General features: G+C 44.4%; 34 protein-coding genes and 8 pseudogenes. 20 read left to right on the top strand and 22 right to left on the bottom strand.

Annotation, left to right across the window (positions count from 1 at the left end):
- Positions 1-83: 83 nt before the first annotated feature.
- The 3 genes from JCM16159_RS14675 to JCM16159_RS14665 all read left to right on the top strand — a co-directional run bounded on the left by JCM16159_RS14675 (position 84) and on the right by JCM16159_RS14665 (position 2,451).
- The gene (locus JCM16159_RS14675; RefSeq protein ID WP_243665910.1) at positions 84-263 is read left to right on the top strand and encodes a hypothetical protein; all 180 of its coding nucleotides are present in this window, start codon (positions 84-86) and stop codon (positions 261-263) included.
- On the top strand, positions 239-1,450 hold the full coding sequence (locus tag JCM16159_RS14670) for an STT3 domain-containing protein (protein WP_243665909.1): 1,212 nt from the start codon (positions 239-241) through the stop codon (positions 1,448-1,450). The genes JCM16159_RS14675 and JCM16159_RS14670 overlap by 25 nt, the downstream gene beginning before the upstream one ends.
- A 101-nt stretch (positions 1,451-1,551) precedes the next feature.
- Positions 1,552-2,451: a hypothetical protein gene (locus tag JCM16159_RS14665; RefSeq protein WP_243665908.1), complete on the top strand. Its 900-nt coding sequence runs from the start codon at positions 1,552-1,554 to the stop codon at positions 2,449-2,451.
- A 1-nt stretch (position 2,452) separates the two neighbouring features.
- Here the strand turns inward: JCM16159_RS14665 and JCM16159_RS14660 are convergent.
- From JCM16159_RS14660 to JCM16159_RS14635, 11 genes and pseudogenes are all read right to left on the bottom strand, one after another.
- Positions 2,453-2,682, bottom strand: a pseudogene (locus JCM16159_RS14660) (RNA-protein complex protein Nop10).
- A 14-nt stretch (positions 2,683-2,696) separates the two neighbouring features.
- Positions 2,697-3,083, bottom strand: a complete 387-nt coding sequence (locus tag JCM16159_RS14655; RefSeq protein ID WP_243666026.1) for a hypothetical protein — start codon at positions 3,081-3,083, stop codon at positions 2,697-2,699.
- 131 nt (positions 3,084-3,214) lie between these two features.
- A complete protein-coding gene (locus JCM16159_RS14650; RefSeq protein ID WP_243665907.1) occupies positions 3,215-3,553 on the bottom strand; it encodes a S1 RNA-binding domain-containing protein in 339 nt (112 codons plus the stop codon).
- A gap of 42 nt (positions 3,554-3,595) precedes the next feature.
- On the bottom strand, positions 3,596-3,802 hold the full coding sequence (locus JCM16159_RS04650; RefSeq protein ID WP_054857203.1) for a 30S ribosomal protein S27e: 207 nt from the start codon (positions 3,800-3,802) through the stop codon (positions 3,596-3,598).
- Between the two features lie 7 nt (positions 3,803-3,809).
- Positions 3,810-4,094, bottom strand: coding sequence for a 50S ribosomal protein L44e (locus tag JCM16159_RS04645; RefSeq protein WP_054853575.1), 285 nt, complete (start codon positions 4,092-4,094; stop codon positions 3,810-3,812).
- Between the two features lie 48 nt (positions 4,095-4,142).
- A complete protein-coding gene (locus JCM16159_RS04640) occupies positions 4,143-4,661 on the bottom strand; it encodes a hypothetical protein (protein ID WP_243665906.1) in 519 nt (172 codons plus the stop codon).
- On the bottom strand, positions 4,636-5,070 hold the full coding sequence (locus JCM16159_RS14645; protein ID WP_243665905.1) for a DNA primase small subunit domain-containing protein: 435 nt from the start codon (positions 5,068-5,070) through the stop codon (positions 4,636-4,638). Before JCM16159_RS14645 ends, JCM16159_RS04640 begins: the two co-directional genes overlap by 26 nt.
- 29 nt (positions 5,071-5,099) lie before the next feature.
- Positions 5,100-5,678, bottom strand: coding sequence for a DNA primase catalytic subunit PriS (gene priS / locus JCM16159_RS14640; RefSeq protein ID WP_243665904.1), 579 nt, complete (start codon positions 5,676-5,678; stop codon positions 5,100-5,102).
- An 85-nt stretch (positions 5,679-5,763) separates the two neighbouring features.
- Positions 5,764-6,517, bottom strand: a pseudogene (gene pcn / locus JCM16159_RS04630) (proliferating cell nuclear antigen (pcna)).
- 75 nt (positions 6,518-6,592) lie between these two features.
- The gene (locus JCM16159_RS04625) at positions 6,593-6,931 is read right to left on the bottom strand and encodes a transcription factor S (RefSeq protein ID WP_243665903.1); all 339 of its coding nucleotides are present in this window, start codon (positions 6,929-6,931) and stop codon (positions 6,593-6,595) included.
- 142 nt (positions 6,932-7,073) lie between these two features.
- Positions 7,074-7,196: pseudogene (locus JCM16159_RS14635) on the bottom strand (DUF1028 domain-containing protein); the annotation flags it as partial.
- Positions 7,197-7,322: 126 nt separating this feature from the next.
- Here JCM16159_RS14635 and JCM16159_RS18590 point away from each other — a divergent pair.
- From JCM16159_RS18590 to JCM16159_RS04575, 13 genes and pseudogenes are all read left to right on the top strand, one after another.
- A pseudogene (locus JCM16159_RS18590) lies at positions 7,323-7,801 on the top strand (30S ribosomal protein S19e).
- A 64-nt stretch (positions 7,802-7,865) separates the two neighbouring features.
- Positions 7,866-8,231, top strand: coding sequence for a DNA-binding protein (locus JCM16159_RS04615; RefSeq protein WP_054857101.1), 366 nt, complete (start codon positions 7,866-7,868; stop codon positions 8,229-8,231).
- A 5-nt stretch (positions 8,232-8,236) separates the two neighbouring features.
- Positions 8,237-8,392 (top strand): 50S ribosomal protein L39e, encoded by a 156-nt coding sequence (locus JCM16159_RS04610; RefSeq protein ID WP_054853630.1) that lies wholly within the window; start codon positions 8,237-8,239, stop codon positions 8,390-8,392.
- Between the two features lie 18 nt (positions 8,393-8,410).
- Positions 8,411-8,899 carry a hypothetical protein gene (locus JCM16159_RS04605; RefSeq protein WP_054857100.1) on the top strand — a complete coding sequence of 163 codons (489 nt, stop codon included), beginning with the start codon at positions 8,411-8,413 and terminating at the stop codon, positions 8,897-8,899.
- A 55-nt stretch (positions 8,900-8,954) separates the two neighbouring features.
- Positions 8,955-9,848 (top strand): ABC transporter substrate-binding protein, encoded by an 894-nt coding sequence (locus tag JCM16159_RS14625; RefSeq protein WP_243665901.1) that lies wholly within the window; start codon positions 8,955-8,957, stop codon positions 9,846-9,848.
- Complete coding sequence (locus JCM16159_RS14620) at positions 9,830-10,903, top strand: hypothetical protein (protein ID WP_243665900.1); 1,074 nt, start codon at positions 9,830-9,832, stop codon at positions 10,901-10,903. Before JCM16159_RS14625 ends, JCM16159_RS14620 begins: the two co-directional genes overlap by 19 nt.
- A gap of 236 nt (positions 10,904-11,139) precedes the next feature.
- Positions 11,140-11,409 (top strand): hypothetical protein, encoded by a 270-nt coding sequence (locus JCM16159_RS14615; RefSeq protein WP_243665899.1) that lies wholly within the window; start codon positions 11,140-11,142, stop codon positions 11,407-11,409.
- Positions 11,410-11,840: 431 nt separating this feature from the next.
- Positions 11,841-12,824, top strand: coding sequence for an ABC transporter permease (locus tag JCM16159_RS04595; protein ID WP_243665898.1), 984 nt, complete (start codon positions 11,841-11,843; stop codon positions 12,822-12,824).
- A gap of 4 nt (positions 12,825-12,828) precedes the next feature.
- The gene (locus JCM16159_RS14610; RefSeq protein ID WP_243665897.1) at positions 12,829-13,533 is read left to right on the top strand and encodes a hypothetical protein; all 705 of its coding nucleotides are present in this window, start codon (positions 12,829-12,831) and stop codon (positions 13,531-13,533) included.
- A 46-nt stretch (positions 13,534-13,579) separates the two neighbouring features.
- Positions 13,580-14,251, top strand: coding sequence for an ABC transporter permease (locus JCM16159_RS14605; protein ID WP_243665896.1), 672 nt, complete (start codon positions 13,580-13,582; stop codon positions 14,249-14,251).
- 5 nt (positions 14,252-14,256) lie between these two features.
- A pseudogene (locus JCM16159_RS04585) lies at positions 14,257-15,236 on the top strand (ABC transporter ATP-binding protein).
- A gap of 75 nt (positions 15,237-15,311) precedes the next feature.
- Positions 15,312-16,336 (top strand): annotated as a pseudogene (locus tag JCM16159_RS04580) (ABC transporter ATP-binding protein).
- 40 nt (positions 16,337-16,376) lie between these two features.
- Complete coding sequence (locus tag JCM16159_RS04575) at positions 16,377-16,868, top strand: flavin reductase family protein (RefSeq protein WP_054857099.1); 492 nt, start codon at positions 16,377-16,379, stop codon at positions 16,866-16,868.
- A gap of 90 nt (positions 16,869-16,958) precedes the next feature.
- Here JCM16159_RS04575 and JCM16159_RS04570 read toward each other — a convergent pair whose 3' ends face one another.
- The 10 genes and pseudogenes from JCM16159_RS04570 to JCM16159_RS14575 form a co-directional block, all read right to left on the bottom strand.
- Positions 16,959-17,282 (bottom strand): hypothetical protein, encoded by a 324-nt coding sequence (locus tag JCM16159_RS04570; RefSeq protein WP_054857098.1) that lies wholly within the window; start codon positions 17,280-17,282, stop codon positions 16,959-16,961.
- Positions 17,279-17,872 (bottom strand): RNase P subunit p30 family protein, encoded by a 594-nt coding sequence (locus JCM16159_RS04565; RefSeq protein WP_054857097.1) that lies wholly within the window; start codon positions 17,870-17,872, stop codon positions 17,279-17,281. The genes JCM16159_RS04570 and JCM16159_RS04565 overlap by 4 nt, the downstream gene beginning before the upstream one ends.
- A gap of 9 nt (positions 17,873-17,881) precedes the next feature.
- Positions 17,882-18,289: an RNA-binding domain-containing protein gene (locus JCM16159_RS04560; protein ID WP_054857096.1), complete on the bottom strand. Its 408-nt coding sequence runs from the start codon at positions 18,287-18,289 to the stop codon at positions 17,882-17,884.
- A gap of 18 nt (positions 18,290-18,307) precedes the next feature.
- A pseudogene (locus JCM16159_RS04555) lies at positions 18,308-18,878 on the bottom strand (50S ribosomal protein L15e).
- A 37-nt stretch (positions 18,879-18,915) separates the two neighbouring features.
- On the bottom strand, positions 18,916-19,149 hold the full coding sequence (locus JCM16159_RS14600; protein ID WP_243665894.1) for a hypothetical protein: 234 nt from the start codon (positions 19,147-19,149) through the stop codon (positions 18,916-18,918).
- An 8-nt stretch (positions 19,150-19,157) separates the two neighbouring features.
- Complete coding sequence (locus tag JCM16159_RS14595; protein WP_243665893.1) at positions 19,158-19,448, bottom strand: hypothetical protein; 291 nt, start codon at positions 19,446-19,448, stop codon at positions 19,158-19,160.
- Positions 19,429-19,851: a hypothetical protein gene (locus JCM16159_RS14590; RefSeq protein WP_243665892.1), complete on the bottom strand. Its 423-nt coding sequence runs from the start codon at positions 19,849-19,851 to the stop codon at positions 19,429-19,431. The genes JCM16159_RS14595 and JCM16159_RS14590 overlap by 20 nt, the downstream gene beginning before the upstream one ends.
- The gene (locus tag JCM16159_RS14585; protein ID WP_243665891.1) at positions 19,842-20,411 is read right to left on the bottom strand and encodes a THUMP domain-containing protein; all 570 of its coding nucleotides are present in this window, start codon (positions 20,409-20,411) and stop codon (positions 19,842-19,844) included. The genes JCM16159_RS14590 and JCM16159_RS14585 overlap by 10 nt, the downstream gene beginning before the upstream one ends.
- A 37-nt stretch (positions 20,412-20,448) precedes the next feature.
- Positions 20,449-21,087: a M20/M25/M40 family metallo-hydrolase gene (locus JCM16159_RS14580; protein ID WP_243665890.1), complete on the bottom strand. Its 639-nt coding sequence runs from the start codon at positions 21,085-21,087 to the stop codon at positions 20,449-20,451.
- Positions 21,084-21,395, bottom strand: coding sequence for a M20/M25/M40 family metallo-hydrolase (locus JCM16159_RS14575; RefSeq protein WP_243665889.1), 312 nt, complete (start codon positions 21,393-21,395; stop codon positions 21,084-21,086). The genes JCM16159_RS14580 and JCM16159_RS14575 overlap by 4 nt, the downstream gene beginning before the upstream one ends.
- A 440-nt stretch (positions 21,396-21,835) precedes the next feature.
- On the opposite strand from JCM16159_RS14575, the gene JCM16159_RS18585 reads away from it, so the two are divergent.
- From JCM16159_RS18585 to JCM16159_RS14560, 4 genes are read left to right on the top strand one after another with little or no spacing between them, the layout of a single operon-like run.
- Positions 21,836-22,048 (top strand): hypothetical protein, encoded by a 213-nt coding sequence (locus JCM16159_RS18585; RefSeq protein WP_367834281.1) that lies wholly within the window; start codon positions 21,836-21,838, stop codon positions 22,046-22,048.
- Entirely contained in the window at positions 22,045-22,167 is a 123-nt protein-coding gene (locus JCM16159_RS18580; protein ID WP_367834312.1) for a hypothetical protein, read from the top strand. Before JCM16159_RS18585 ends, JCM16159_RS18580 begins: the two co-directional genes overlap by 4 nt.
- Positions 22,143-22,445: an NAD(P)-dependent oxidoreductase gene (locus JCM16159_RS14565; protein WP_243665888.1), complete on the top strand. Its 303-nt coding sequence runs from the start codon at positions 22,143-22,145 to the stop codon at positions 22,443-22,445. Before JCM16159_RS18580 ends, JCM16159_RS14565 begins: the two co-directional genes overlap by 25 nt.
- Positions 22,445-22,993 (top strand): hypothetical protein, encoded by a 549-nt coding sequence (locus JCM16159_RS14560; protein ID WP_243665887.1) that lies wholly within the window; start codon positions 22,445-22,447, stop codon positions 22,991-22,993. The genes JCM16159_RS14565 and JCM16159_RS14560 overlap by 1 nt, the downstream gene beginning before the upstream one ends.
- Here the strand turns inward: JCM16159_RS14560 and hemL are convergent.
- A pseudogene (hemL, locus tag JCM16159_RS04530) lies at positions 22,990-24,267 on the bottom strand (glutamate-1-semialdehyde 2,1-aminomutase). The gene JCM16159_RS14560 and the pseudogene hemL overlap by 4 nt on opposite strands.
- Positions 24,268-24,301: the final 34 nt, after the last annotated feature.

The raw sequence follows: 24,301 nt of genomic DNA, 5'->3' as shown, positions 1-24,301 counted from the left end.
CAACGCCTCATCTGCATACTAATTTGTTTTTCGTACCCTGCCTGTGAAAAATACTTTTAAATTGATTATTTGATCAAGCCGTAATGAGTAAGGCGAAGACAGCTGGTAAGGTTAGGGTGGAGACTATTGCTCAGGTAATGCCTACCGTACCGCTTGACGTGAGGGTTACGCAGTGGATTGCCATACTCTCAGCCATAGCCTCCTTCACATTACTCGCCTACTACCTAAGGCTATACCCGTGCTACTCTATGGTTGGTATATAAACGAGTTCGACCCATACATAAGGCTCTTCATGACCGAGCAAATGCTTAAGTACGGAACTATCAAGGGGCTCCTTTGGTGGCTTCATAAGGGCTACGGCGCATTATTCACGCACTTCTGGTATCCGTGGGGTGTTAATTGGACTATAATACTATCGCCAGGTGTTTCCTGGCTCGGTGTACTTACGTATAAGGTATTATCGCACTTCGGCTTCGACCTACTACAGTCAGTTATTCTACTCCCAGCAATAGCCAATGCGGCAGTCGTCCCAGCGATGTTTTACCTCGGCTATAGACTTGGTGGCAAGTACGTTGGACTATTGGCGGCTTTATGGTCAGTATTTTCAACAATGCTTCTTGAGAGAGGTACAGCCGGTTGGTTCGCGGCTGAGCCAATATTCCAATTCATAGCCACCTTAGGCATTGCCTTCTATATCGAGTCATTAATCAGAAAGGATAATTATTGGATACTCTTTGCCGTACTCTCGGCAATATTTAATGGAATAACGACTTGGGTGTGGGGTTCCTACGTATTCCTATGGAACTTCTATGGATTATTCACAATAATAATACTGCTTTACCTACTCATTAGGATTGCCAGGAGACAGAGCCTACCATTCACTATCGATAAGTTGGTCATAACCTACGTACTCACTGACCTTGGATTCTCGGCCTTTGTAGCCATAACGCCTAGGTATGGCTTCCACACATTAATATCCGGAATGGGTGGTGTGGCGAACGCTGCATTGCTATTTTCAATAATAGCCTATGCTCTAATTAAGCTATACCCAAAGTACCCGAGGATCATGGTTCCAGTGGTCAGGTACTTCCTTATAGCGATAGTCGTGCTCGTGGTTGCCGTAATAGGACTAAGCTTCACATCGATAGGTGGTAAGTTCCTTGGCGCATTATCACCACTCGCCAGGAACGCCATCGTACAGAGCGTTGCTGAGCACTCCCCATCGCCTCTTCAACAAAGTATGTATAATGTCTCAATAACAGTACCATTCGTAATATACACAATACTACTCTCGATAATGTCACTATCACTCCCAGCAATACTAATTAGCCTTGGGTCACTGGCCGCGGCTTACTTCGCATCGTCTGAGGTCTGGCTATTCATGCTGCTCGGACTATTCTGGGTGCCCGCCACGGCATACGGCTTCGTGAAGCTCACGGAACTTGCCTAAATAGGCGCATTATTATTGGATTATCCATAGCGTCTTTACTCGGTATCGTGATGGCTATTGCCCTAATAATTAATATACAACCTGCGCTTTCGACAACCATCATGCCTCAGCAAATAGTTAGTACAGTATCGCCACCAATACCGACACCTGACTGGTTAGATGCACTTCGATGGTTATCGTATAACACGCCCACAAACGCAACCGTGCTTTCATGGTGGGATTATGGGTACTGGATCTCAATAATAGGAAATAGGACCAGCTTGGCTGATAACTCAACTGTGAATAGTACGCAGATAGCATTGATAGGTAGCTTCTTCATGTCTAACCCATATAATTATACGGGCGTTCTGGAGAAACTAAATGAACTTCATGATCCCCAGTACATATTAATCTTTGAACCATACACTATGATAATCGTAAACGCATCAAGTTATTACAACAACTATTATGGGGCGGAATCATTATACCCGGAATTATGCATTCTCATACCTGAGTACCCGGCGGGTGGCGACTTTGCAAAGAGCTATTGGATGGCTAGAATAGCCGGCTACACAAACAATTACATATTTAGTAACTTCATATCGTATGAACAAGTTAATTTACCAGGTATATTGAATAGTTATATTTATGTACCATATGCTAATGATGCATTGAATTACTACGCAGCTTACAATGTCACACTCTATAACCTAATGTTTAACTCGGAGGTTACTGAATCGTCATACTTCGTATGGGCCACGTGCACGTCTAATGATATACCGGCCTTTTGGGCATTTGAAAGTGTACCTGTACTTATGCCAGGGGCAAACTACACCCTTAAATTAGAGTATCTTCCTGCACCTGGTTATAGTGGGCCAACAACACCTCCATACCTCCTACTGCAACCACCGCCCTGGGCCCAATTGGTCTATGTATCTAGGCCGTATGGTTGGGTTATAATCTATAAGATTAATTATAGTGTTCTTGAGGCATTAGCACGTAATCAAACACTGACGCAATAACTTACTGAGTTTTAGGACTTGGTGGCCCTGAAATTATTGCATTTATAATATCCTGGTTAAGTCTAATCTTACCGCTCATTATCTTCATGATCAGCCTATACTTACCGTACTTATCATCAGGTGAGTACTTGGGTGGATGCGGTACCTCGAGTTCGCCGCCGCAGTATGGGCACTTATCCTCCTCATTGTGTACCTACCGCAGTTCCTGCATCTCCTCATTATTGAATCCATAACCAACACCCAAACTACTCACTTATTCTTGTGAAACTTGCCTCACCACCCCTCTTCTTAATCTCGGTGGTGACCAGGTTAACCACATCCTTGAGTAGCTGCTCGAGCTTCTTTGGATCCTTACCAACAATGTCTATCCTATACCTAGGGGGACCGATTGTGTATATCTTAACGCTTTCGGCACCCTCTTTTCTAGCCAATTCCATGGCCTTGAGCAGTACGTCCCTAACATGCTTAACACCGTCAGGCTTAATACTAATTACTCTAATTATTCCAGAAATCTCCATGGGCTCAACCTCAACCCTCTCCTTGGCAATCTCCATAATGGCATTAATAACATCATCACTAAGGCCTAATTTCCTAAGGTCATCAGGGCCGTACTTAACCACGTTCTCGAAGATCGATAAGAAGTCCCCGTAGTAATCCTCCAGTTTCCATCCAAACTCCTGAAGAGCCTTGTCAAGTGGTATGTTTAATTTCTTGGCAACAAGTTCAAGGAGCTTAACACCCCTGAGTGTTCTCTTCCACCTGGTCAGCTTTTCTTTTTTTTCTCCTCCTCCCTAACCTTCCTGAACGAAACATCAACGAGTTTTCTCCTGGCATCAACCCTGATAACTCTAAACACGGTCTTTTGCCCAGGCCTTAAGTAATCTTTAATGTCGTGAAACCAGGACTGAACAACCTCATTGATTGGTGCATATGCCTCTAAACCTCCATATTCATCCAGAAGCACGTATGCCCCGTGCTCCAATATCCTATATACTGTCCCAATAACCAGTTCACCAATGTCAGGTAATTCCTTCCTCGCAACCCTGACCGTTAATACATTCTTCTTAATGTCATCTACCTTCTCCTCCCTCTTACTCATCATCTATGAAAGGAATGAGACTCAATTTATATCTTTTCACTATTTTCATTCGTAGGTTGCCACTACCGTTGCTCCAACGATCCTACCCTTACCACCAGTGGGCTCTATGAGAACGTTGCCGCAGACCAAGCACCTAACAACCATGGCTGGCCTATCAAAGACCACTTGCTCATTACCACAATTATTACACCTAACCCTCAGGAACCTTGACCTCGGCCTTGGAACAAGGACCGATCGCCAGTTAGTGGGCATTGCCACCTCACCTTGTCTCAGCCAACTCAAGTTTCTTCAATCTACCTATCGGCCTCATTAACACATAGCCGCATTGCCTACATTGAAGCTTAACGACTATCTTCTTCGTTGTCTTGGCAAACCTCTTCTGCTTGGGCTTCCTGCTGGAGCCATAACCCTTAAGCTTTCTCAAGTATCTCCTCTGGCCCTCAGATAAATCCCTCCTCTTTCCATGGCTGTAAATAGTCACTGTATGCTCCGTGTACGTATTACACCTTGGGCAATAAACCCTCACAACCTTGGGAAACTTCACGAAGTACCACAGGATAAGACCCCTTTTATATTTTTACCTCCGTTAATCCTAACGAATAATGTCAACAACCCCCCTACGCAGTAGTTCCTCGGCATCACTCCTAGGCATTACCGCGACATCAAATTGAGAAAATGGGCCAATGGTCACCAAACGAACACTATAAAGTACTGGGAACCCCTTCTTGAACGATACAATCGCTAATCCCTGAACCTCACTCCTAGGTGCTTCAGTAATCTTGAGTTCCAGTAATGGCATAAGAAACCTCCTCTCCTCTGGGAGTAATGCATCCTGCGGTACTTCCTTACCGGCTTGGTAGTACCTCATTATCTTCTCAATCCTCTTCCTAACGAGGATGGCCACCGTCTCCCTAACCATGCTCATCGCGGATTCGATCAATTCCTTATCAAGCACATTACCACCCATTGACAACCTACTATTTAACTCCTGTACCAATTGAGCATAAGACTCAAACGGCGGTCTCTGGATCTCCTCAGTACTCACCTCAAGCTTTGCGAAATCCATTAACCTCCTAAGCACATCGCTAATCAACTGGCTCACCCCAACCACTCATTACCAGGTATATACCGACATAGGTAGGCACTTTAATAACACTCCCCTCATCACCATTAATGTCCTCACCCAAGACCCTCCTCACAGGCAATTTCTTTGTAAGTCTCAGCGATAATGAACCCCTCCTAAACTGTATTGCCTTATCGACGATGAAATCAGCCCCCCTCTCCAAATCGCTTGGGCTAACCCTGATGACCCTGAGCCCAGTCTTGCCATGCAGTGAGTTAGGCAGCCTAATTAGTCGATGAACATCCATGGTCACAACCTCATCGATGTGTGTGGACAAGCGTTCACTAACTACGTGATTTAAGGAACCGAGCATTCGAATTAAGTACTTGCCTATTTTCTTCCTGTTACTAAGGCTATTAAGTAATTCAGGATCTAATTCATGAATTAACGATGCCAACCTACCGCCAATACCCCTTAACCTAGCATCTATGAGGACGGCATTGCCCTAATTAAACGTTCAATATCAAAGCCCCGTAACAGCAAGTAATCGATTATCTCCCTCCTCTCCTCATCCGTTAAATCCCGAACATCGGGCAATTCAATATGTACGTGATAGCCCCTATGACCGCTGAAGAAGATCTTAATCGATGAATCGGAAAGCCCAAAATCCTCGATTAGTGAATCAACGAGTTTGTTAACCTCCTCAGTGGCATCACTAAGGCACTCAAGGGTCATAAGCTCAACGCCCTGACAATTCTGTGTGGGTAGGTGATCACCATCTATATCGAAGATTAAGTCGGCACCCAGCCAACCCTTGGCGTCCATGTCTTGGTTGGCTGGGTCGTTGTAAAGAGCTGATGAGTAGTATACGTGGGATGGAACATTACTCACCAGGTAATGCCTCAATTCATCACTATTCTTAAAGGCCATGTGCCTAACCATCCCCTCCTTATCGAAGAATTGAAAACCAAACTCCCTTCTTTCCAAATCATTAATTTCAGATAGATCAGCACCCCTATAGTAATTCCTAAATAATACCTTAACTAAATCAATGAAGCCCGGCATATGAAACACCTATACCATTAATTTCTACATTAAAATCATTTTTACAGCGTAAAAAACGTATTATTTAATTATTTATGGCATGAAATTACTCAATCATTGGAGCTATGTAGTACGTTAACTTACCACCCATTGGAATCTCAAACGTAAGTGCAATGGGCTTCTGCGTGGCAAACTCAATAGTGACTATATCACTAATCCTATATGCCTTTGACACCGTGTCCACCAAGTAATCAAGCTATACTTAGCCGTTGCCGGTTCCTTGAGATCATACTCGAACATCACCTCACCCTCCTTCTCAAACTTAACCTCAACATCACCCTTATCACTACTTGCAGACACGTATAAACCATCATCCTTAGCGTCGAACTTAACTGCATCAGCAATTACGTCGCATCCTTAAGCGCCTCATTTAGTGCATCACTGGATACCTTGGCAAGTACTGTATACACAACCTTTGGTGTTGGTAATTCCTCAGCGCCAATGTCAATGAGCGGCAGTGTCATTGTCCTTGAGGCCTTACCAACAAGCCTAACCCTAAGCTTACCCTCACTGACCTCCATGCCCAGTTTATCACCCTTCTTAATCCTCCTCAGCAACTTCTTGAAGTCATCAAAGTTCACGCCAATCCTAACCTCCTCACTAAGGCTCTCGGGGAACTCCTCAAAGGCCTCCCTGGGTATTAATAAGTCAATCATCGCTGTCCTAGATGGGTCCAGTGCTCTTAACTTAAGACCATCACTAGCCAAGTTAAAACTCGCCTCCTCTATTAGTGCAGATACTGCGTCTATTATTTGCGAAAACTCCCTCGCATCTGGATATGTAATCTTCACCTCAGACATTACTGCTACCTAACCAACACTCAAATATAAACTCTACATCCTCAGCAGAAACAGTATTACTTAGTAATTACGGTTTTACTCGTACTCACGCCAAACGTACCCACACCTAACGCACTTATAGAACCTGGTTGGTGGCTCATCAGCTGCCCTGGTCTGTTGAACCCAGAAATACGCCTCCTCATAGCCACACCTTGGGCAGGTCTTCCTAACCTTGGGCAGCGCCTCCTCACCAGACTTGGTAAGCACTATTGGCCTATCATCCTTCCTGGCCGGTGCGGTCCTCTCAACAAGCTTCGCACCATTAACATTAGCCTCCTCTTCATAACCACACTTCGGGCACCTCCAAACGGCTTTCCCATCCTTCTTTGTTAAAACCATTACACTTTTACATCTCGGGCAGAATTTGATGGCCATTGCACAAATCCACAAAGCAACCTATTTATTAATTCTTCTAATCATTAACCAACAAACCTATACGTTTGGAAATAAGCGGTGGTCAAACACTTATAAAACTCAGGGCTTATTAAACCATGGGGAATCTCCAGGAGTTGCATTATTGCATTGCCACCGCGCCAATGCCGGCCCGTGCCTGGGGCACTATGGTGCCCACGGCCATGAATTTAGATGCAACAGTGATGCTGACATCAACACTGTCAATCATCACTACAGAGAACATCATAAACCCAATGATGCATGTACCGCATTGAATCTTTTACTTAAATAGAGGAATTAGCACCGTTAAGATTAAGTGGCCACGCCAAGTAAATGCTTATTAACCCTAACTACCCCGTATTCCCGATCAGCCTTGGTAAGCGTTAAGGACGTGCCAGCGGACCTATTGATTAGGGAACTAGCTAAGTACTTAAGGGAGAATGTACCCCAGGTAAAGCCGTCGGATTGGGCACTCTTCGTTAAGACCGGGCCGAATAAAGATAGGCCTCCAATGCAGGATGATTGGTGGTACATAAGGCCGCCGCCGTTTTAAGAAAAATTTACCTAAATGGTCCGGTAGGCTTGGCAGCTTGAGAATGGCATTTAGCTATAGGCTAAGGTTGGTAGTGCCGTTAGGAGTGAGAGGACGAGGAAGGCCGGTGGTGCAATAATTAGGAATATACTTCATCAACTCGAGCTGCCGGCCTCGTAACGAAGACTAAGGAGGGTAGGGTTATAACGCCCCAGGGAAGGTCACTACTTGATAAAATAGCCCTGAACATACTTAAGGAGATGGCTAAGCAAAGGCCTGAATTGGCTAAGTACTTAACGCCTAATACGACTACTGAGTAAAATTAAATTGATAGCCTCATAAAGGTTTAAGGTTAATAAATAGGCTCACTGCCTCTGTTGTGTCATGTCTATTGATGATAATTATGAGGAGACGGGGGGTGATCAGGAAATGAGTGAGGATGAACTTGAAGCCATCAGACAGAGGAAAATCCAGGAACTCCAGAAGCAGATTGAGGAGGAGAAAAAGAGGCAGGAATTAGCTGCACAAAGGAGGGCGGTTCTACGGGCGATACTGACACCTGAGGCACGCGAAAGACTTGATAATCTAAGGGTAGTTAAGCCCGAACTCGTTGATGCCCTTGAGCAGCAGTTAATTGCCCTGGCCCAGTCTGGCAGGATTAAGGTTCCCATAACCGATGAGGACCTCAAGAAGATACTGGAAACAATTTATAAACAGACCCATAGGGAGTTCAGGATAAGGTATAGGTGAGGATTATGGCCAGGAATAAACCACTGGGTAAGAAATTAAGGCTCGCGGCGGCGGGCAAGTCAAACAGGGCGCCGCCAATTTGGGTAACCGCAAAGACCGATAGAAAAGTCTTAACAAACCCAGCCAGGAGGCTATGGAGAAGAACAAAACTTAAGGTATAGTATTAAAAGTGCTTGTCAATGCTTCGTGAAATTTTCAGAAACAGGTTTATAATTACCGCGTACATTATTGGTGCAGTTACGGTTATACTTGCCATATACTTAATCATAAATCCATTTAGCGTTAATTATTATTATAAAGGGCCACCTATTAATGACTCATTCACAATAAATCCATCAGAAACAGTATTTCTCATTTTGGAAACTAATGATAGTAACCTGGACATAAACATAACGGTGGCTAAATGGATACCTGAGACAAATATAACAGTAACACTTTATAACGTAACTGATCTAGGTCCCTATCAATCAAAGGAACTGAGCTTCACGACAATAACCATGCTCAATCTAACATCGGTAGGTAATGGGGAAATTATGGTAATTGGTATTTATAGACCTGAAATAATTAATGTATTAACAATAATACTCGCAATATTATTTATAATAGTAATTGCATTATTAATAATTGGATTTATAGAATCAATAATTAATATACATGGAAAAGCTTAAAAACTTAATTCAGGAAAGCATGGTATGCCTAAACAAGGGGGAATAAAAAAACAAGGTGTTCATACTAACAGCAGCAGTGCTAATAACAGCCCTACTAATGGTGAGTCTCATAGTTAATGCTCAGCAGACAATGCCATCAACGGTAAACCTATACGAAGTCACACCGACCGAGGCTGTTCAATACTTCACATCAGGTAGGATAGATATTTACCTAAACCCGTTTGCATTACCGCCTAATATATTGTCGCAGTTAAGCACAACGCCGGGCATACAGATGGTTAGCCCGGCGGTAACCTCAGCTTACGACCTACTCTTCAATCCATACCCAAGCAACACCACGTTTAACCCATTCGCCTACTGGCAGTTCAGGTTCCTAATGAACTACCTAGTCGATAGGCATGCAATAATAACCCAGGTCTTCTCAGGCTATGCAACGCCCATGTATGACTGGCCCGGGCCCTTCGCAATAGATAGCCAGCTTTTAATCCAACCAATGATTGTCCAGGCAAATATTCATTATAACCCGACGTATGTTAATCAGTCAATCTTTGCCCTCTTCCAGGCGATAAACACGACTGCAAACTTTGACGGCATGTACAACCCATGGGTTGGTAGAATACTATACATTAACCACCAGTGGTACTACATACCACCCAATAGCACTACACCGCAGCCTGTCACGATAATATTCTTCATTAGGAAGGACGACCCATTCAGATACGCCATTGGGCAGTTCTTCATGTCGGAACTTCAAAGCCTTGGTTTTACAGTTAAGCCAATATATGGCGACTTATCGGAGGCTTTAACGATGGTTTATGGCTCGAACCCAGCACAGATGGAGTGGCAAATATACACTGAGGCCTGGACCATATACCCAGAGCCTGGGATACCTATGCCGGTGCTTCATTCTGCGCATCATGGACTGGCAACATGCCTGGCTGGGGCGTAACTGGCTACTGGCAGTACGCCAACTCAACAATCGATACATTAACTACGTGGGCTGCCACGGGTAACTTCACATCACTCCAGCAGTTCGAGGACTACTCAAAGACTGCCCTCTATGACTGCTTCCAACAGGCCGTTAGGGTATGGCTCGTTGCAGCCACATTCCCATACCCAATACAGAACCTAACCAACTGGATGCCCAGCATCTTCGGCCTCGAGTGGCCTCTAGGTATTAAGTTCGCATATTCAACGGTTCATCCCAATGTGCTCAATGTCGGCATGTTCCACGTAAGCGAGTTCCCATGGAATAACTTCGGATGGTTCGTCTCAATAGATACCTACTCATATGACGTCATTCAGGAGTTCACGAGCGACCCATTCGCCTTCTACAACCCATTCACTGGCGAACCAATGCCAATTAGGGGTGCCTGGAATGCAATAATTAGCCCGAATGGCTCAGCGATATTCCCGGTACCGCCCAATGCCGTTATTTGGAATGCAACCGCTGAGAAGTGGCAGGATGTTGGGCCTGGACAGTACGCCAAGTCCATCGTTTACCTGTACTTTAACGGCACCTGGCTAGGCCAGTACTGGCAGGATGGCCAGCCAATAAGCATGGCCGACATAATATTCTTCTACTACACGTGGTTTGACCTAGCAGCAACAACGACAACCGGCGCGTTAGACTTGGGTCATAACCAAGCAACCGCAAGTGATGTTGGTGGCATAATAGCACCAACAGTAAGCTCAATCGTTGGTATGCAGTTCTTCCCGAATGGCACGGTAGTGATTTACGGTAACTACTGGTTCCCAGACCCCAACTTCGTGGCAGCCTACTATGCACCTGGCTTCCCATCATTTGCTAACCCATGGGTTGACCTCGCCCTAGAGTTCTACGCATATCAGCAGGGTAAGTACGCATTCACGAGCGGTGAAGCTCAATCACTAAGTATACCACAGGCTGACTTCAGGTCGCCACAGTTCAACCAGTACCTTGCTAGCGTGCTTCAGAACTGGATTAATACAGGATACATATGGGATAATGCTCGTGGGCCATAATCAACGGCTATAACTTCCTGGGTCCAAACGCAACCGCAACGGCTATCCAGGACTATGAGGATGCCCTTAACTTCTACAACACCTATGGCAACTTCTGGATCAGTAATGGACCATACATACTCAAGAGCATAACCACGGCTACACCGCAATCCGCGATACTCGTTAGTTGGAGCGGCTATCCATATAATTATACGTATTGGTACAACCAGGTCTTTGTTAAGTTGGGTGTCACGTCGGTGCCGACCAATCTGATACCGAGTATAACCGCGGTATCACCATCTTCGATATACACTAACACCACAAATGTACTGAACGTAACAGTAAGCGCTGTCGGTAACCCAGAGGCATACGTATACTTGATCAACCCGGTCACTGGACAGATTATTTATGAGACCTTTGCATCATCGACAACACCCGGCGTATTAACAGTGACTATACCAAGCAATGTAACTGCGACATTGACTCCGGTACCTACGAACTATTACTCTACGCATTCACCAATGTAGTTCAGATACCTGTGCAGTACGTAACATCATTAACAGTGTCACCGCCTCCACCAACAACTGTGACTCCGACTGTAACCACGCATGCTGTTACGATGAGCACAACGCTATTAATCGCTATAATAGTTGTAATAATTATAATAATAATTGCAGTCGGCATTTGGTTAGTTATTAGAAGAAGAAGATAATTAAGTTTGTAAATATAATATTCCTTTAAAATAATTTCTTATACTTACTTTATTTATTTTAGATTTACCTACATAATGTTAGTAAGACTTAAATAACGCCAAAAGTTTTTCTAGGCTCGATGGGTCTTGCGAGGACGCTGGCCGTTAGAGCAGCGACATTAGTTATTTTGTTATTTATAGTACTTTTTTGTAATATCTTTTGCACTGGCGGGTCCCGCGTCACAAATACTTAAGGATGAGATATTAATGGAGACGAAGTCAATAATTAGGACTTTAATGATGCACGGTCACTATAACTCAACGCAGATACAGCAATTGCAAACTCAGATAATGACCGAATTAGAGAATGCCTATGGTCTTAATGAACCGCCTGCTATTAGGACCCTCTACATAATGTATAACATGGTCGTCTTTAACTGGGGTTATTCATACTTCCCAAGTGAGTACGGCAATGTTGGTGGTGGAAAGGTTGTTGATATAATATTATCAGCATTACCAGGTACTATACTTCTTGACACATTAGGGATATTGCTAAGTGCCTTTATAGGAATTGAAATAGGGCTCAGGTCGGCCCTTAAGTACGGTTCTAAGTCAGATAAAGCCGTTATGTATTATGCGGCATTAGCTAATGGTATACCTCAGTGGTGGCTTGGCATTGTCATGCTAATAGTATTCTCATTCTACCTGGCACAGATTCACTCGCCAATCTACTTCCCACCAGGTGGTATAGTAAGCCCTAAGTACTATGAGCTGTGGCTAACAGACCCAGCCAAGGTATTCACAATACCACAGGCGGTCCTTGACCTGCTATGGCACCTTACACTACCCTTAATAACAGTGCTAATAATTAATATTGGTAGTTGGGCATACTTCGCAAGGACTGTTGTACTTAACATTTCCCAGGAGGATTTCGTGACCTTCGCAAAAATTAAGGGGTTACCCGAGAGCCATGTTGTGAATAGGTACATACTAAGGCCAGCCGCTCCATCTATATTGACGAGTATCTTCATAACAATACCATTCATAATATTCGGTGGTTTCCTGGTCACGGAGATGGTGTTTCAATGGTGGGGTCTTGGTTATGTGTATAATATAGCTATTGTTGAATCGCCGACGCCTGATTTACCCGTGGTTGTTGCATTAACGTATGCATCAACATTGCTTTATATTGTGATAATATTTATAATGGAAATAGTATATATAATACTCGACCCAAGGCTCAGGGAGTGAGGTGATGGATGTGGCCAAGAAGAAGCGTGAGTTTAGGATTCTTGGAATGACGCCCAGTGAAATCGTTAAGGAGTTCTTCTCATCAAGCGTAGGTAAGGTGGCTGCTGCATTATTCATAGTCCTAGTTGTGGTATCAATATATGCACTCATAGTCTTACCACCAAACTTCGCAAGTGTTTGGAATAATCCGAAATATTGGGAACTGAATCCGCAATATGCACCACCTGCTTGGATTGATTCAATAATAGGTCCTGTGTATTCGCAGCAGATCTATGTAAATAATTACGCATTCAATGTGCAACGGCAGAACGGTATTACTTATATTACAGTGACATTTAGCGTTAATTATGAGTATGATAAACCATGGAGTGAAATATTCATCGTAGTTAACAACCCAGTCATATATAGTATGTCCCAACCTCCGGTGTTGTCAATAACAGTTTATAGACCCGATGGAAGTAAAATCATGCTCGGTCCATTACCCATTAATAGTAGGGTAACCGCTCTTGGGGTTACCTCAGAGGTCGTAAGTCAGGTTAACTTATTCTATAATGATGAGTATCACATGAGTAGTATAGTGCCTACTGGGTCATCTGCAACTCCATACATATTTTACACGGTTGATGACAGTAAATTAGTACCATTGAAGGGACCGTATCAATTCGTCCTGGTATTTTATGTTTTTTTCGCAGAATTCTACCGTTATTAATAGGAATGACCTAAAGATTGTATTTCAGGGGCAGGTATATGGTTTGATGGGCACTGATAATGAGGGCCATGACTTATGGCTCGGGCTTTTGGCAGGCTTCCCAATAGACCTCGCCATTGGCCTCCTCTCTGCATTGATAATAGTGGTTATAGCGGTAATAATTGGTATTATGGCTGGATTCTACGGTGGGTTTGTTGATGAGTCATTAATGAGGCTTACGGACTTCGTGATATTACTGCCAGCCTTCCCATTGCTAATCGTCTTCTCGGTCCTGTTTGGCTGGAGTATTTGGGACGCTGTGGTGTTCTTAGCAATCGTGTCCTGGGGCGCATCGGCTAGGATCATTAGGGCAATGATCATGCAGATAAGGAGTGCTCAATACATAGAATCAGCAGTGATTGCAGGCGCAAGTAGGATGTGGATATTGAGGAATCACATTCTACCCCAGATAATTCCGTACATACTATACTTACTCGTTACTAACGTGCCCGGTGCAATACTGACTCTGGCGTCCATAAACTTCCTTGGCCTGGCTGGCTCTGAGTACCCAACGTGGGGCATGCTTCTGTACTACGCCGATGTATTCGGCGCATTAACATCTGGTTACTGGTGGTGGGTCATACCACCAGGGCTGCTCGTTGCCTTCGTGGCAGTAGTATTTATATTAACTGCAATGGCCTCGGAACCCGTGGTCAATCCAAGGCTTAGGTATGGGTGATGAGCATGGCATTGCTTGAGGTTAAAAATGCAAGGCTTTATTACGCAACCACTAAGGGCATTGTTAAAGCTATTGATGATGTATCCTTCGAGTTAAACGAGGGGGAGACCTTAGCCGTCGTGGGTGAGTCTGGCAGTGGTAAGTCGACATTAGCTAAGTTGCTTGTTAGGGTTTGGGAGAGGAATGTGTCGCTTGTTGATGGTGAGGTTTACCTTGATGGTAAGGAGGTCCTCCACATATCTGAGGAGGAGTTTAGGAGGGAGATTAGGTGGAAGAAGATCGCCATGGTACCTCAAGCATCAATGAATGCCCTAAACCCTGTGATAAGGATTGGCGATCAAATGATCGAACCATTGCTGTTGCAGGGAACCAATAAGGATGAGGCTTTGAAGATGGCCATGGATGCCTTAGAGTCCGTTGGCTACCCAGAGACATTGTATATAGGTACCCACACCAACTCAGTGGCGGCATGAAGCAGAGGGTCATAATAGCCATGGCCATAATGGCCCATCCCAAGGTGGTTATTCTCGATGAACCAACATCAGCCCTTGACGTGATAACGCAGGCGAACATAATGAACCTACTTAAGAAGCTTAAGTGGGAGTACAAACTGTCATACATGTTCATAACTCATGATCTAGCACTGGCAAGTGAGCTCGCGGACTCTGTCGCCATAATGTATGCAGGGAAAATGGTGGAAATAGGTGGCGCTGAGGATATTTACGGAAACCCAAGCCACCCATACACCCAGGGCTTAATATCTAGCGTACCCACGTTAAGAATCGACAAGACATTATCGTTCATACCCGGTGAGGTACCAAGCCTGGTTAATCCACCAAGCGGTTGTAGGTTTCACCCAAGATGCCCATTCTATAGGGATAGGGATTACCTAAAGGGTCTTTGTGACGCCAAGGAGCCGCCAATAGTGGAAATCAAGGGTAAGGCTAGTAGGAAGCATCTCGTGGCCTGTTGGTTATATAAATAATTTATATGCAAATAAATTATAAATGCAAATATAGGTTAGATTTTTAAACATTTCCTGAAAGGGCATAATCACTATATGCCTGAGGTATTTGAAGATGCGCCGTGGGTTAGGAAGGATAGTCTTGTCGTTGCCCATAGATTAAGGACGTACTATACAATAAAGCCCGGCCTATTCGCAAAGCCGAGGTATGTTAAGGCCGTGGATGATATTAGCCTAAGCATTGATAGGGGCATCACACTGGCTATAGTGGGTGAATCAGGTAGTGGAAAGACTACGCTGGGTAGGACACTCATTAGACTCCTTGAACCCATATCTGGCGAGATTTACTTTGATGGTAAGGATATAACGCACATGAAGGAGGAGGAGTTGAAGAAGATAGGATTCAGAAGGAGAGTTAGCATGGTGTTTCAAGACCCATACTCAAGCCTCAATCCATTCCACAGCATTCACTTCATACTCGAGGAGCCACTCATGGTACAGGGAGTATCCAGGGAGGAGAGGGAAGAAAGAATATACAGGGCTCTCGAGGAGGTCAAATTAACGCCACCCGAGGACTTTATCAATAAGTACCCACACATGCTCAGTGGTGGACAGAGACAGAGGATTGCGATTGCCAGGGCCATAATAACGAACCCAGACTTCATAGTTGCTGATGAGCCGTATCAATGCTCGATGCTTCAATAAGGGTTGAGATACTGACAATACTTAAGGATATCCAGCAGAGGCACAAGATGGCGTTCATGTACATAACTCACGACATATCAACCGCGAAGTACTTCAGTGATTACATACTAATAATGTATGCAGGTCAATTCGCTGAGTATGGCCCATTCAGGGATGTGGTTAAGAATCCGCTTCATCCCTATGCTCAATCACTTATTGAGGCAATACCAGACCCAGACCCAAGTAATAGGCTGAGGGAGAGGAAGGTAGCTCCTGGCGAACCACCTAACCTAGCTAATCCACCAAGTGGTTGCAGATTCCACCCAAGGTGTCCGTTTGCAATGGATATTTGCAAGAAGCAGGAGCCACCAGTTGTTGAGACTAGACCCGGCGTGTTCGTTAAGTGCTGGCTATATGTTAAAAAAATAGTCAATTAAAACAAAAAGGTTTTAACATTTGCGTGTTTATAATACCATGATGACTATATCAAGTGAATTGTTTAAGGCTATAATGAGGAATTACCCGACTGGCGTCGCTATAGTGACTACGGTTTACGATAATGAGTATTACGGGTTAACCGTTAATTCCTTCACATCATTATCACTCGACCCACCACTAGTGCTTATAGCCATTGACAAGAAATTAACTAGTCACGAAGCCATTAACAAGTCAAACGTGTATGCTGTTAATATACTGCCTGATGACATGAAGGACTTAGCCATCAGATTCGCCACAGCACCAAGGGAGGAGAGGTTTAGGGGATTAAAAATTAAAACCGCAAAGACTGGTTCGCCAATAATTGAAGGCGCAATAGCATACCTTGACTGTAAAGTAGCTGCGAAATACCCAGGTGGCGATCACACGATATTCATTGGCGAGGTTATAGATGCGCAGGTAATGAATAATAAGTTACCGTTAATATACTACAACAGGGGTTATTACAGCATTAAGCAGACAATATCATTATAATGATTAGTAAGGTAAATTAAGCAAGTGGGTAGTTTATCATGGTGATGATGGGTATCAAAACTGAGCCGTGAGGACCTCACGACGAGCTGATCAATCATGCTTAAGAAACTCATTAAATATGTAGGGTACTGAGGATGCTATTGCCAGGGCCTTCCTCATAGTACCTGCCACCTTAACTGTAATGACAGCCGCATCGCTTTCCCTACCTGTCATGATGATTGCCGATCTCAAATGCTTAAGTAAGTTATTAGGTACCTGAATAATTAACCTACCCTTACTATCATACTTCGCAACAATCTTTAGTTCAACGCCGATGGCGTCCCTACCCGCAAAGTATCTAAACCAGCTATTTAACTCAGGGATTATCCTATCAATGGATTCTCTCGGATAAACATCAATCACCACATACCTCATAAACAAACACCTCTTCTATACAAAGCATCGGCAATCACTTCATACGGGTTTTCACTAACTAGTGGCTTAGCATTGATGTTGGTTAATACCTCCACTAATTTCACAACGTCCCTGGGGTTTTTAACATCAGATACCTTGCCTATGCCCTGCGACACTACCATCCTAAGGCCATCGATTGTTGAATACTCATTAATAAAATCCCTCAGAAACGCAAGCCCACTCTCGCCAATACTCACTATTGGATTTATAACAATCTCCAATGCCTTACCCTCCCTAGCCATAACCCTAGCCTGGTCCTTAGATGGCAAGACCTTCCTATTAACCTCATTAATCGTTATTACGTCAATCCTGTCGTCATTTATTAACTTGTTAAGTACGAACCTACTCCATGGGACCACTGACACCAGGTCGAAGTCCTTAAACATCCTTATCTTCCAGGCACTCCTCTGCGTAATTACGAGCTTTCTAAAGGTGGGTATTTCCTCAACGTCATTACCACCAACCACCAGCGCCGCTATGCCATAACCAAGTGCCTTGAGAAGCCTAATCAGCTTCCTATCCGTAGAGCTAAGGTGCAGTTCCACGAACATTATAGGTTCTCACTTACAAACCTCATTAATAAACTGTACAACATCAACGCCTGTAATCCTAAGCCTAACCCTAATAACATCATCCGCATCACTAAGTATAATACGACCTCCCACAAACTCTTGCTTATCAAACCTAAGGAAGATATTCCCGGAACTATCAATTCTATTTCCAATAGTCCTTAATAGATAATCCCTATCCACCAATGATGAACATATGGACTTGGTAACACTCATAGCCAAGTCCTTATCCCTAATGGATGATTTAACCCTATATATTGGGTTGCCATAATGCCCATAAAGTACCTCAACCACTATCGGTGCCTTATCCGTTAATAACCTAACTAGGTAATTAATGATCCTGTCCAGATCCTCGGTAGCGTGTATATTAACCTCAAGGTCTAGTTGGGTAATCGCCATAGAAGTGAGGACCCATTATTACTGAGATTGAGATTTCTGAGATTGCTCAGCTCTCTTCCTTAATCTCTCAATCAACCTCCTCTGCCTCTCCCTCAACCTTCTTCTCCTACGTCCCTCCCTATCCTCCTTACCAACAAGCCAGGCAAAGTCAGGGTCACTCCTAATGGCTGGGTGGCTTGGGTCCACGAGTATTACCTCGAACCACACGTATGTTCCATCCTCACCAACCCAATACGAACCAAGAACCTCCATGTTTGGGTACTTCCTGGCAGCCCTCTCCTCAGCAATCAACTGAAGGCTCTTGCTGGTTGTTATTCCATAGACACCCATCCTCTTCGGCCTCCTCCCACTATTAGGTCTTCTCCTGTTAAATGGGCCTCTCCTGAGCCTGACCCTAACGACTATTATCCTGCTTAGCCTTATAACCATACTGCCTAGCCTTGTTAATCCTAGTTGGCTTCTCAACCCTAACGATGGATGGTTCCCTACGCCACTCCATCAACCTCTGCTTCATTACCACATCCCAAATCCAGCCGTCCTTAGCCCCAGCCCACGTCTCGGCTAAATAGTGGTAAAGTCCCTTCGCCATCAAGACCAGGTTGCGGGTGGGTATTAAAAACATTATGCTAACCAAGCGCGTTCTCGCACGGTCTCCTCAAGTCAAAGGCCAAGTCCCTCAATACATTACTCTCGACACCACCTTCCCTGAGTGATGCCTCCTTAAGCGCTATTGAGAGGAGCACGGCAGTATCCATGTCCTGGTACGCGTTAACGAGCCTGGCCAACTCATTGAATAAATCCCTCAACCTAACTACTAAGTAGTCACCAACCAGTACATACTCATTCCCTAAACCAAACAACTCACCGATTAACCTTCTACCCCTATCCGTGACCCCAATAATCGACCTACCATTAAAGTCCTTAACTCAATTAAACCCCCATTAATTAATTCACCTAAGTCCTCCAGGACAGACTTACTAATGATGGGTGGATTCTCGAATACGTACCTAACGATATGTGACGCTAGGTAAGTTATGAGCAATAACCTGTAGAGACCCATTGATGAGCCCTTCGAATACCAAATCATAAATAGTAATGCATACTTATTGGGTAGCGCCTTAAATCTTCCACGACCAATACTAACCTCTGGAAGCATCACTACTCATTAGCCACGTTGTGTATATAACACTAATGGCATAGGCCAACGCTATGGTGGTCCTCATAGGATGACCAATCATAGGGCCAAGCCTAACCTCATACATAGCCCTGTTCCTCAAGCCTAAGCTAACATCATCATACTCATTACCAAGTATCAAGCCAATCCTCAACCCCCTACTAAACGCCTCCCTACTCACCTCAATCAACTTCCTCTCATTGTAGTTGGCATGCATTGATAACACGATGGGTATGTCAACGTCATTCAACGCCTCCTCAATACCCACAACCCTAACCCTAGGCAGGGAATTAAGCCTTAAAGCCCTCAACGCCCTGTCAATAAGCAATGGGCTAGTTATCAACCTGACCTCAATTCCAAGGGCATGACTAAGCTGTATCAAGTCCATGGCCTCATAAACCTCCCTAGGCCCTCAACAATACCAATCACTCTATCCACCCAGTCCATTGGTATCGCCTCCCTCCTCTTACGGAATAAGTCCCTCGTCGAGTGAGCCACAATGAAGGAGTCCTCCCTAACCTCAACGTATATTACGTAATCGGGATCCTCCAGGTCAGCCCTGGCGAATTGAGATAGGTGCTCACCAAGCTTCTTAGCAAGCTCAACACTAGTCATTGGGTACTTCTTATCCATCCTCTTAACAATGACCTTAAACGTACCATCCCTACTACTAATAAGGTTTAAGAGCACCTCTCTGGCCACCGTAAATAACGTGTCTAAGTCCCTGTTGATCACTTGATCAATTATTGATACATGCGCCACATAATTAATATCCCTAAGAACCGCCAGAGCATTTGAACTGCAATTGCCTAGGTCAATTACGCATTTGTTACGGCCCCACTCAACGACTTGGCCGCAGTTAATCCTGGATAATAAGTCATACGGGCTCATACTCCTTGCATATGGCTCAAACGTTACTAAAACCCTCATTTTACCTAATGATTGCATGAGAACTTATGTATTTAAAAGGCATAAGTCATTATTGCTACGTAAGTAATGATGCAACTACCGTCTTTATATCACTAATGATGTCGCTGAGGAATACGTGTTCATCAGGTGCATGGGCCGTTTCCTTGGACGTCATCCAAACAGCCACGGGTATGCCCCTAGCCCTCAGGTAGCGGGCGTATGTGCCACCACCAATACCTAGTAACTTAGGCTCTAGGCCCTTCACAATCCTTATTGCCTTAGCCAATCTCCTAACGATTTCACTATCCGCACTTGTTGGTTGTACTGAATCCTCCCTACTAACAATCTCAACATCAACCCTACAACCGTGGACATTGCAGTAATTATTCGCTGTATCCTTAATTACCCTGAGAACCTCATCGATGCTGTACTTAGGTAGTATTCTACAGTCTATGTAGAATACGTGCTTACCAGGTATCGTATTCACATTACCAACGTTTGGCTCTACCTTCGTTGGTTCGAAGGTTGACCTGGGAGGAATGAACAACGGGTCCTCATAGTTAAACACCTCATGTAACTTTCTATCTATCTCAAGGGTTAACTCACTACCAAGCCTGTAAGCATTAAGGCCTAGTTCAGGTAATGACGCGTGCGACTGCTTCCCGTAAACAGTAACCTTAACCCAGAGTATCCCCTTCTCGGCAATCTCTATCATCGAGCCTCGGCATTACCTGCGTCGGGGACCAGCACGAGATCCTTACTGCTTATTAAGTTTGGCTCTTTATTAATTACGTATTGAATACCGTACTTACTACCGACTTCCTCATCACTAGCCAGTATTACGCCGTAATTAACCGGTGGGGTTATGCCGAGCTCCCTCAACACCTTACCCACCGTTATTCCCATGACGATACCCTGCCCATTATCCTCAACACCCCTACCATAGATGACGTCACCGATTACCGTGGCATTAAAAGGCTCATAACTCCACAACGACCTATCACCCTCGGGTACGGTGTCCATATGGGCGATGACCCAGTAGGTCCTTGATTTGTCAAGTCCCTTTATCAGGCTACTATGTTCGGCCTTGAACCCCTACTAACCCTATTATCTGGGGCCTCTATCACCCTAACCTCATCGAAGTACCTCTTAACGATGCCCAATAGGTAATTAGCCCTATCCCACTCCCCGTCGCCGCCGTTTTCGGGGGCCAGGCCTTTATTGGTATGAAGCCCCTGTATAAATCAATTACGAAATCTCTTTGCCCATCTACATACTTAATTATATCATTTATATCCATGTTTGGTCTCATAGGTAATACGTCTATCACTATATTATTATTTAATTTTATGCCGGTTAACCCATAGCGTAGTTATTTTACATTACTACCTGGAACAATGCTTAAAATGCGTCTGTAATCGATACTTAATGATTATTGAATGGGCAGGATTAAGTCATTGGTTATGACGTACCGGGATTATGACCTAAACACATTAGCTAAGGCTTATTTCACAAATGAGGAATTAACAAGGCTGTATAAATCGTATGATTCAATCATTGCATTGGAGACTTGCAATAGGATTGAGTTTTACCTGGATGGTAATGAAGATGAGAAAGAGCTGATTGAGTTAATTTATAAGAAAGCTGGGATTAAGCTAGGTTACTTTATGACATAGACACGATTAAGCACCTATTACTTGTTACGGCAGGCCTGGACTCAATGTTTCTGGGAGAGAGGGAGGTCTTGTCCCAGGTCAAGAGGCTTACGCCATGGGTAAGCCATCACCGAGACTGAGAATATTGTTTGAGTCAGCAATTAGGTTTGGAGAGGGCTTTAGGCGTAGGCACGATCTTGACGAAATATCTTTCGTTAAGTTCCTATCTAATTATATAATGGGAAGTATTGATAGGAATAGCAATGTACTTATTGTTGGTGGTGGTGAGGTTGCGAGGGGCGTGGTTAGGGAGCTTCTCCGGAATGGTTATAGGAATATAACGGTAATAAATAGGACAACGGATAAGCTTAGGTATGAATTTGGTAATTCAATAAGGCTATTAGGCTTGATTCATTAATGAGTGAATTGACAAGCGGTAAATACAATGCCCTAATCGCCGCAATATCGGTTCAGTCACCATTAATTAACCTCGATGGTTTCATAAATAATTCATTACCAAAGTTAATAATTGATGTTTCAACGCCGAGTATCGTTAATGTCCAGGGTAATGGGCATGTGAAGGTTATTAAACTTGAGGATTTGAGGGAGCCATACCTGAATTACGTTAATGGTAAGAGCAAGGTAATGGGTGAGTTGTCAGAAATTGATTACGAGGCCGAGAGGATAATGAGGCTTATCATGCGTAGTGATGCTGATGAGGCCATTAAGGATGTCATGAGGTTTATTGAGGAGATCAGGGAGGAGGAGATTAGGGAGGCCGTGAATGCATTAAGGAGTGGTGAGGATGTGGAGACCGTGATTGATGCCATGAGTAGGTCGTTAATTAAGAAGATTATGCATAACTACCTGGAGAACATGAGGAGGCTTGCGGAGGCAGGTAATGAGGATGCTGTAAGGAAGTTGAAGAGTTATTTGATGGGGATCCTGGGAAACAACGAGAATTAAATCTGCCTTAGGGCCTTAGCAGAGTCCTCAACCTGCCTAAGCGTCTCCTCTATAATGTCGCTTGTATGGCTTGAACTCGTGAACACAGCCTCAAATTGACTGGGGGCTATGAAGACTCCGCGTCTTAGTAACTCCTCATGGAGCCTTAAGTATAACTTAGCGTCTGATTTACTGGCTGTTTCGTGATCAATGACCTCACCCTTTGTGAAGAATACCTGGAGCATTGTTGGTGCCCAATTAATGACGTGGTCAATGCCTAACCTGCTAAGTATATCGTTAAGCCCCTCCGCTAACCTACGCGATGCGCTTATGGCTATGTCATACGCGTTCGTGGTCTCAAGAACCTCTATAGTGGCTAACCCAGCTATCATGGATATTGGGTGTCCATTAAACGTACCAGCATTGAAGACGGAACCCCTCGGTGATAGTAGGTCCATTATCTCATCACGGGCACCCACAGCGCCCACTGGAAATCCGCCACCAATTATCTTCCCCAGCGTGGTTATGTCCGCACTGACGCCGTAATACCTCTGGGCACCACCAAGCCAAGCCTATATCCCGTAACCACCTCATCAAGTATGAGCAAGGCACCGTACCTATCCGCAATCTCCCTAAGCCCCTTCAGAAAGCCATCCCTAGCGGTATTACTCCGTAATTAGCCATTACGGGTTCAACTATTATCGCCGCAACGTCATTACCCTCACTCCTCATAATCCTCTCCACACTATCAAGGTCATTGTACTTAGCCACAAGCGTTAACTTAGCCACATCCTCAGGAACGCCGGCAGATGATGCGCGCCAAAGTGCGCCGCCGCACTACCTGCCTTGACTAATACATAGTCAACAGCGCCGTGGTAGCAACCCTCAAACTTCAATATCTTCCTACGCTTAGTGTAGCCACGGGCAAGCCTAATCGCGGTGGCCACAGCCTCACCACCACTATTAACGAACCTAACCTTCCTAATACTTGGGAAGTGACCCACTATCTTCTTGGCCAGGGCAACCTCAACCTCGGTTGGTGCTCCATAAAGCCAGCCTCGATATATGTATTCAATAATACGCTTAATAACCTGCTCTGGGGCGTGACCAAGGATCAATGGTCCATAGCCAAGTACGTAATCTATTAATCGCTGGCCATCCACCGTGAATAGGTATGGACCTCTGCCTTCCCTTACGAAGAATGGGTATGGTCTAATTGCCGCCCTGACCGGGCTATTAACACCACCAACAAGGACTCTCTGCGCCTCCTCATACAACTTACTGGACTCGCTCATCAAGGCTTTAAAAGTGGCTATATCATTAAGCTTT

The sequence above is a fragment of the Vulcanisaeta sp. JCM 16159 genome, assembly GCF_001316265.1.
In the GTDB taxonomy this organism is placed as follows: domain Archaea; phylum Thermoproteota; class Thermoprotei; order Thermoproteales; family Thermocladiaceae; genus Vulcanisaeta.
This window is presented reverse-complemented; position numbering and strand designations above follow the sequence as displayed.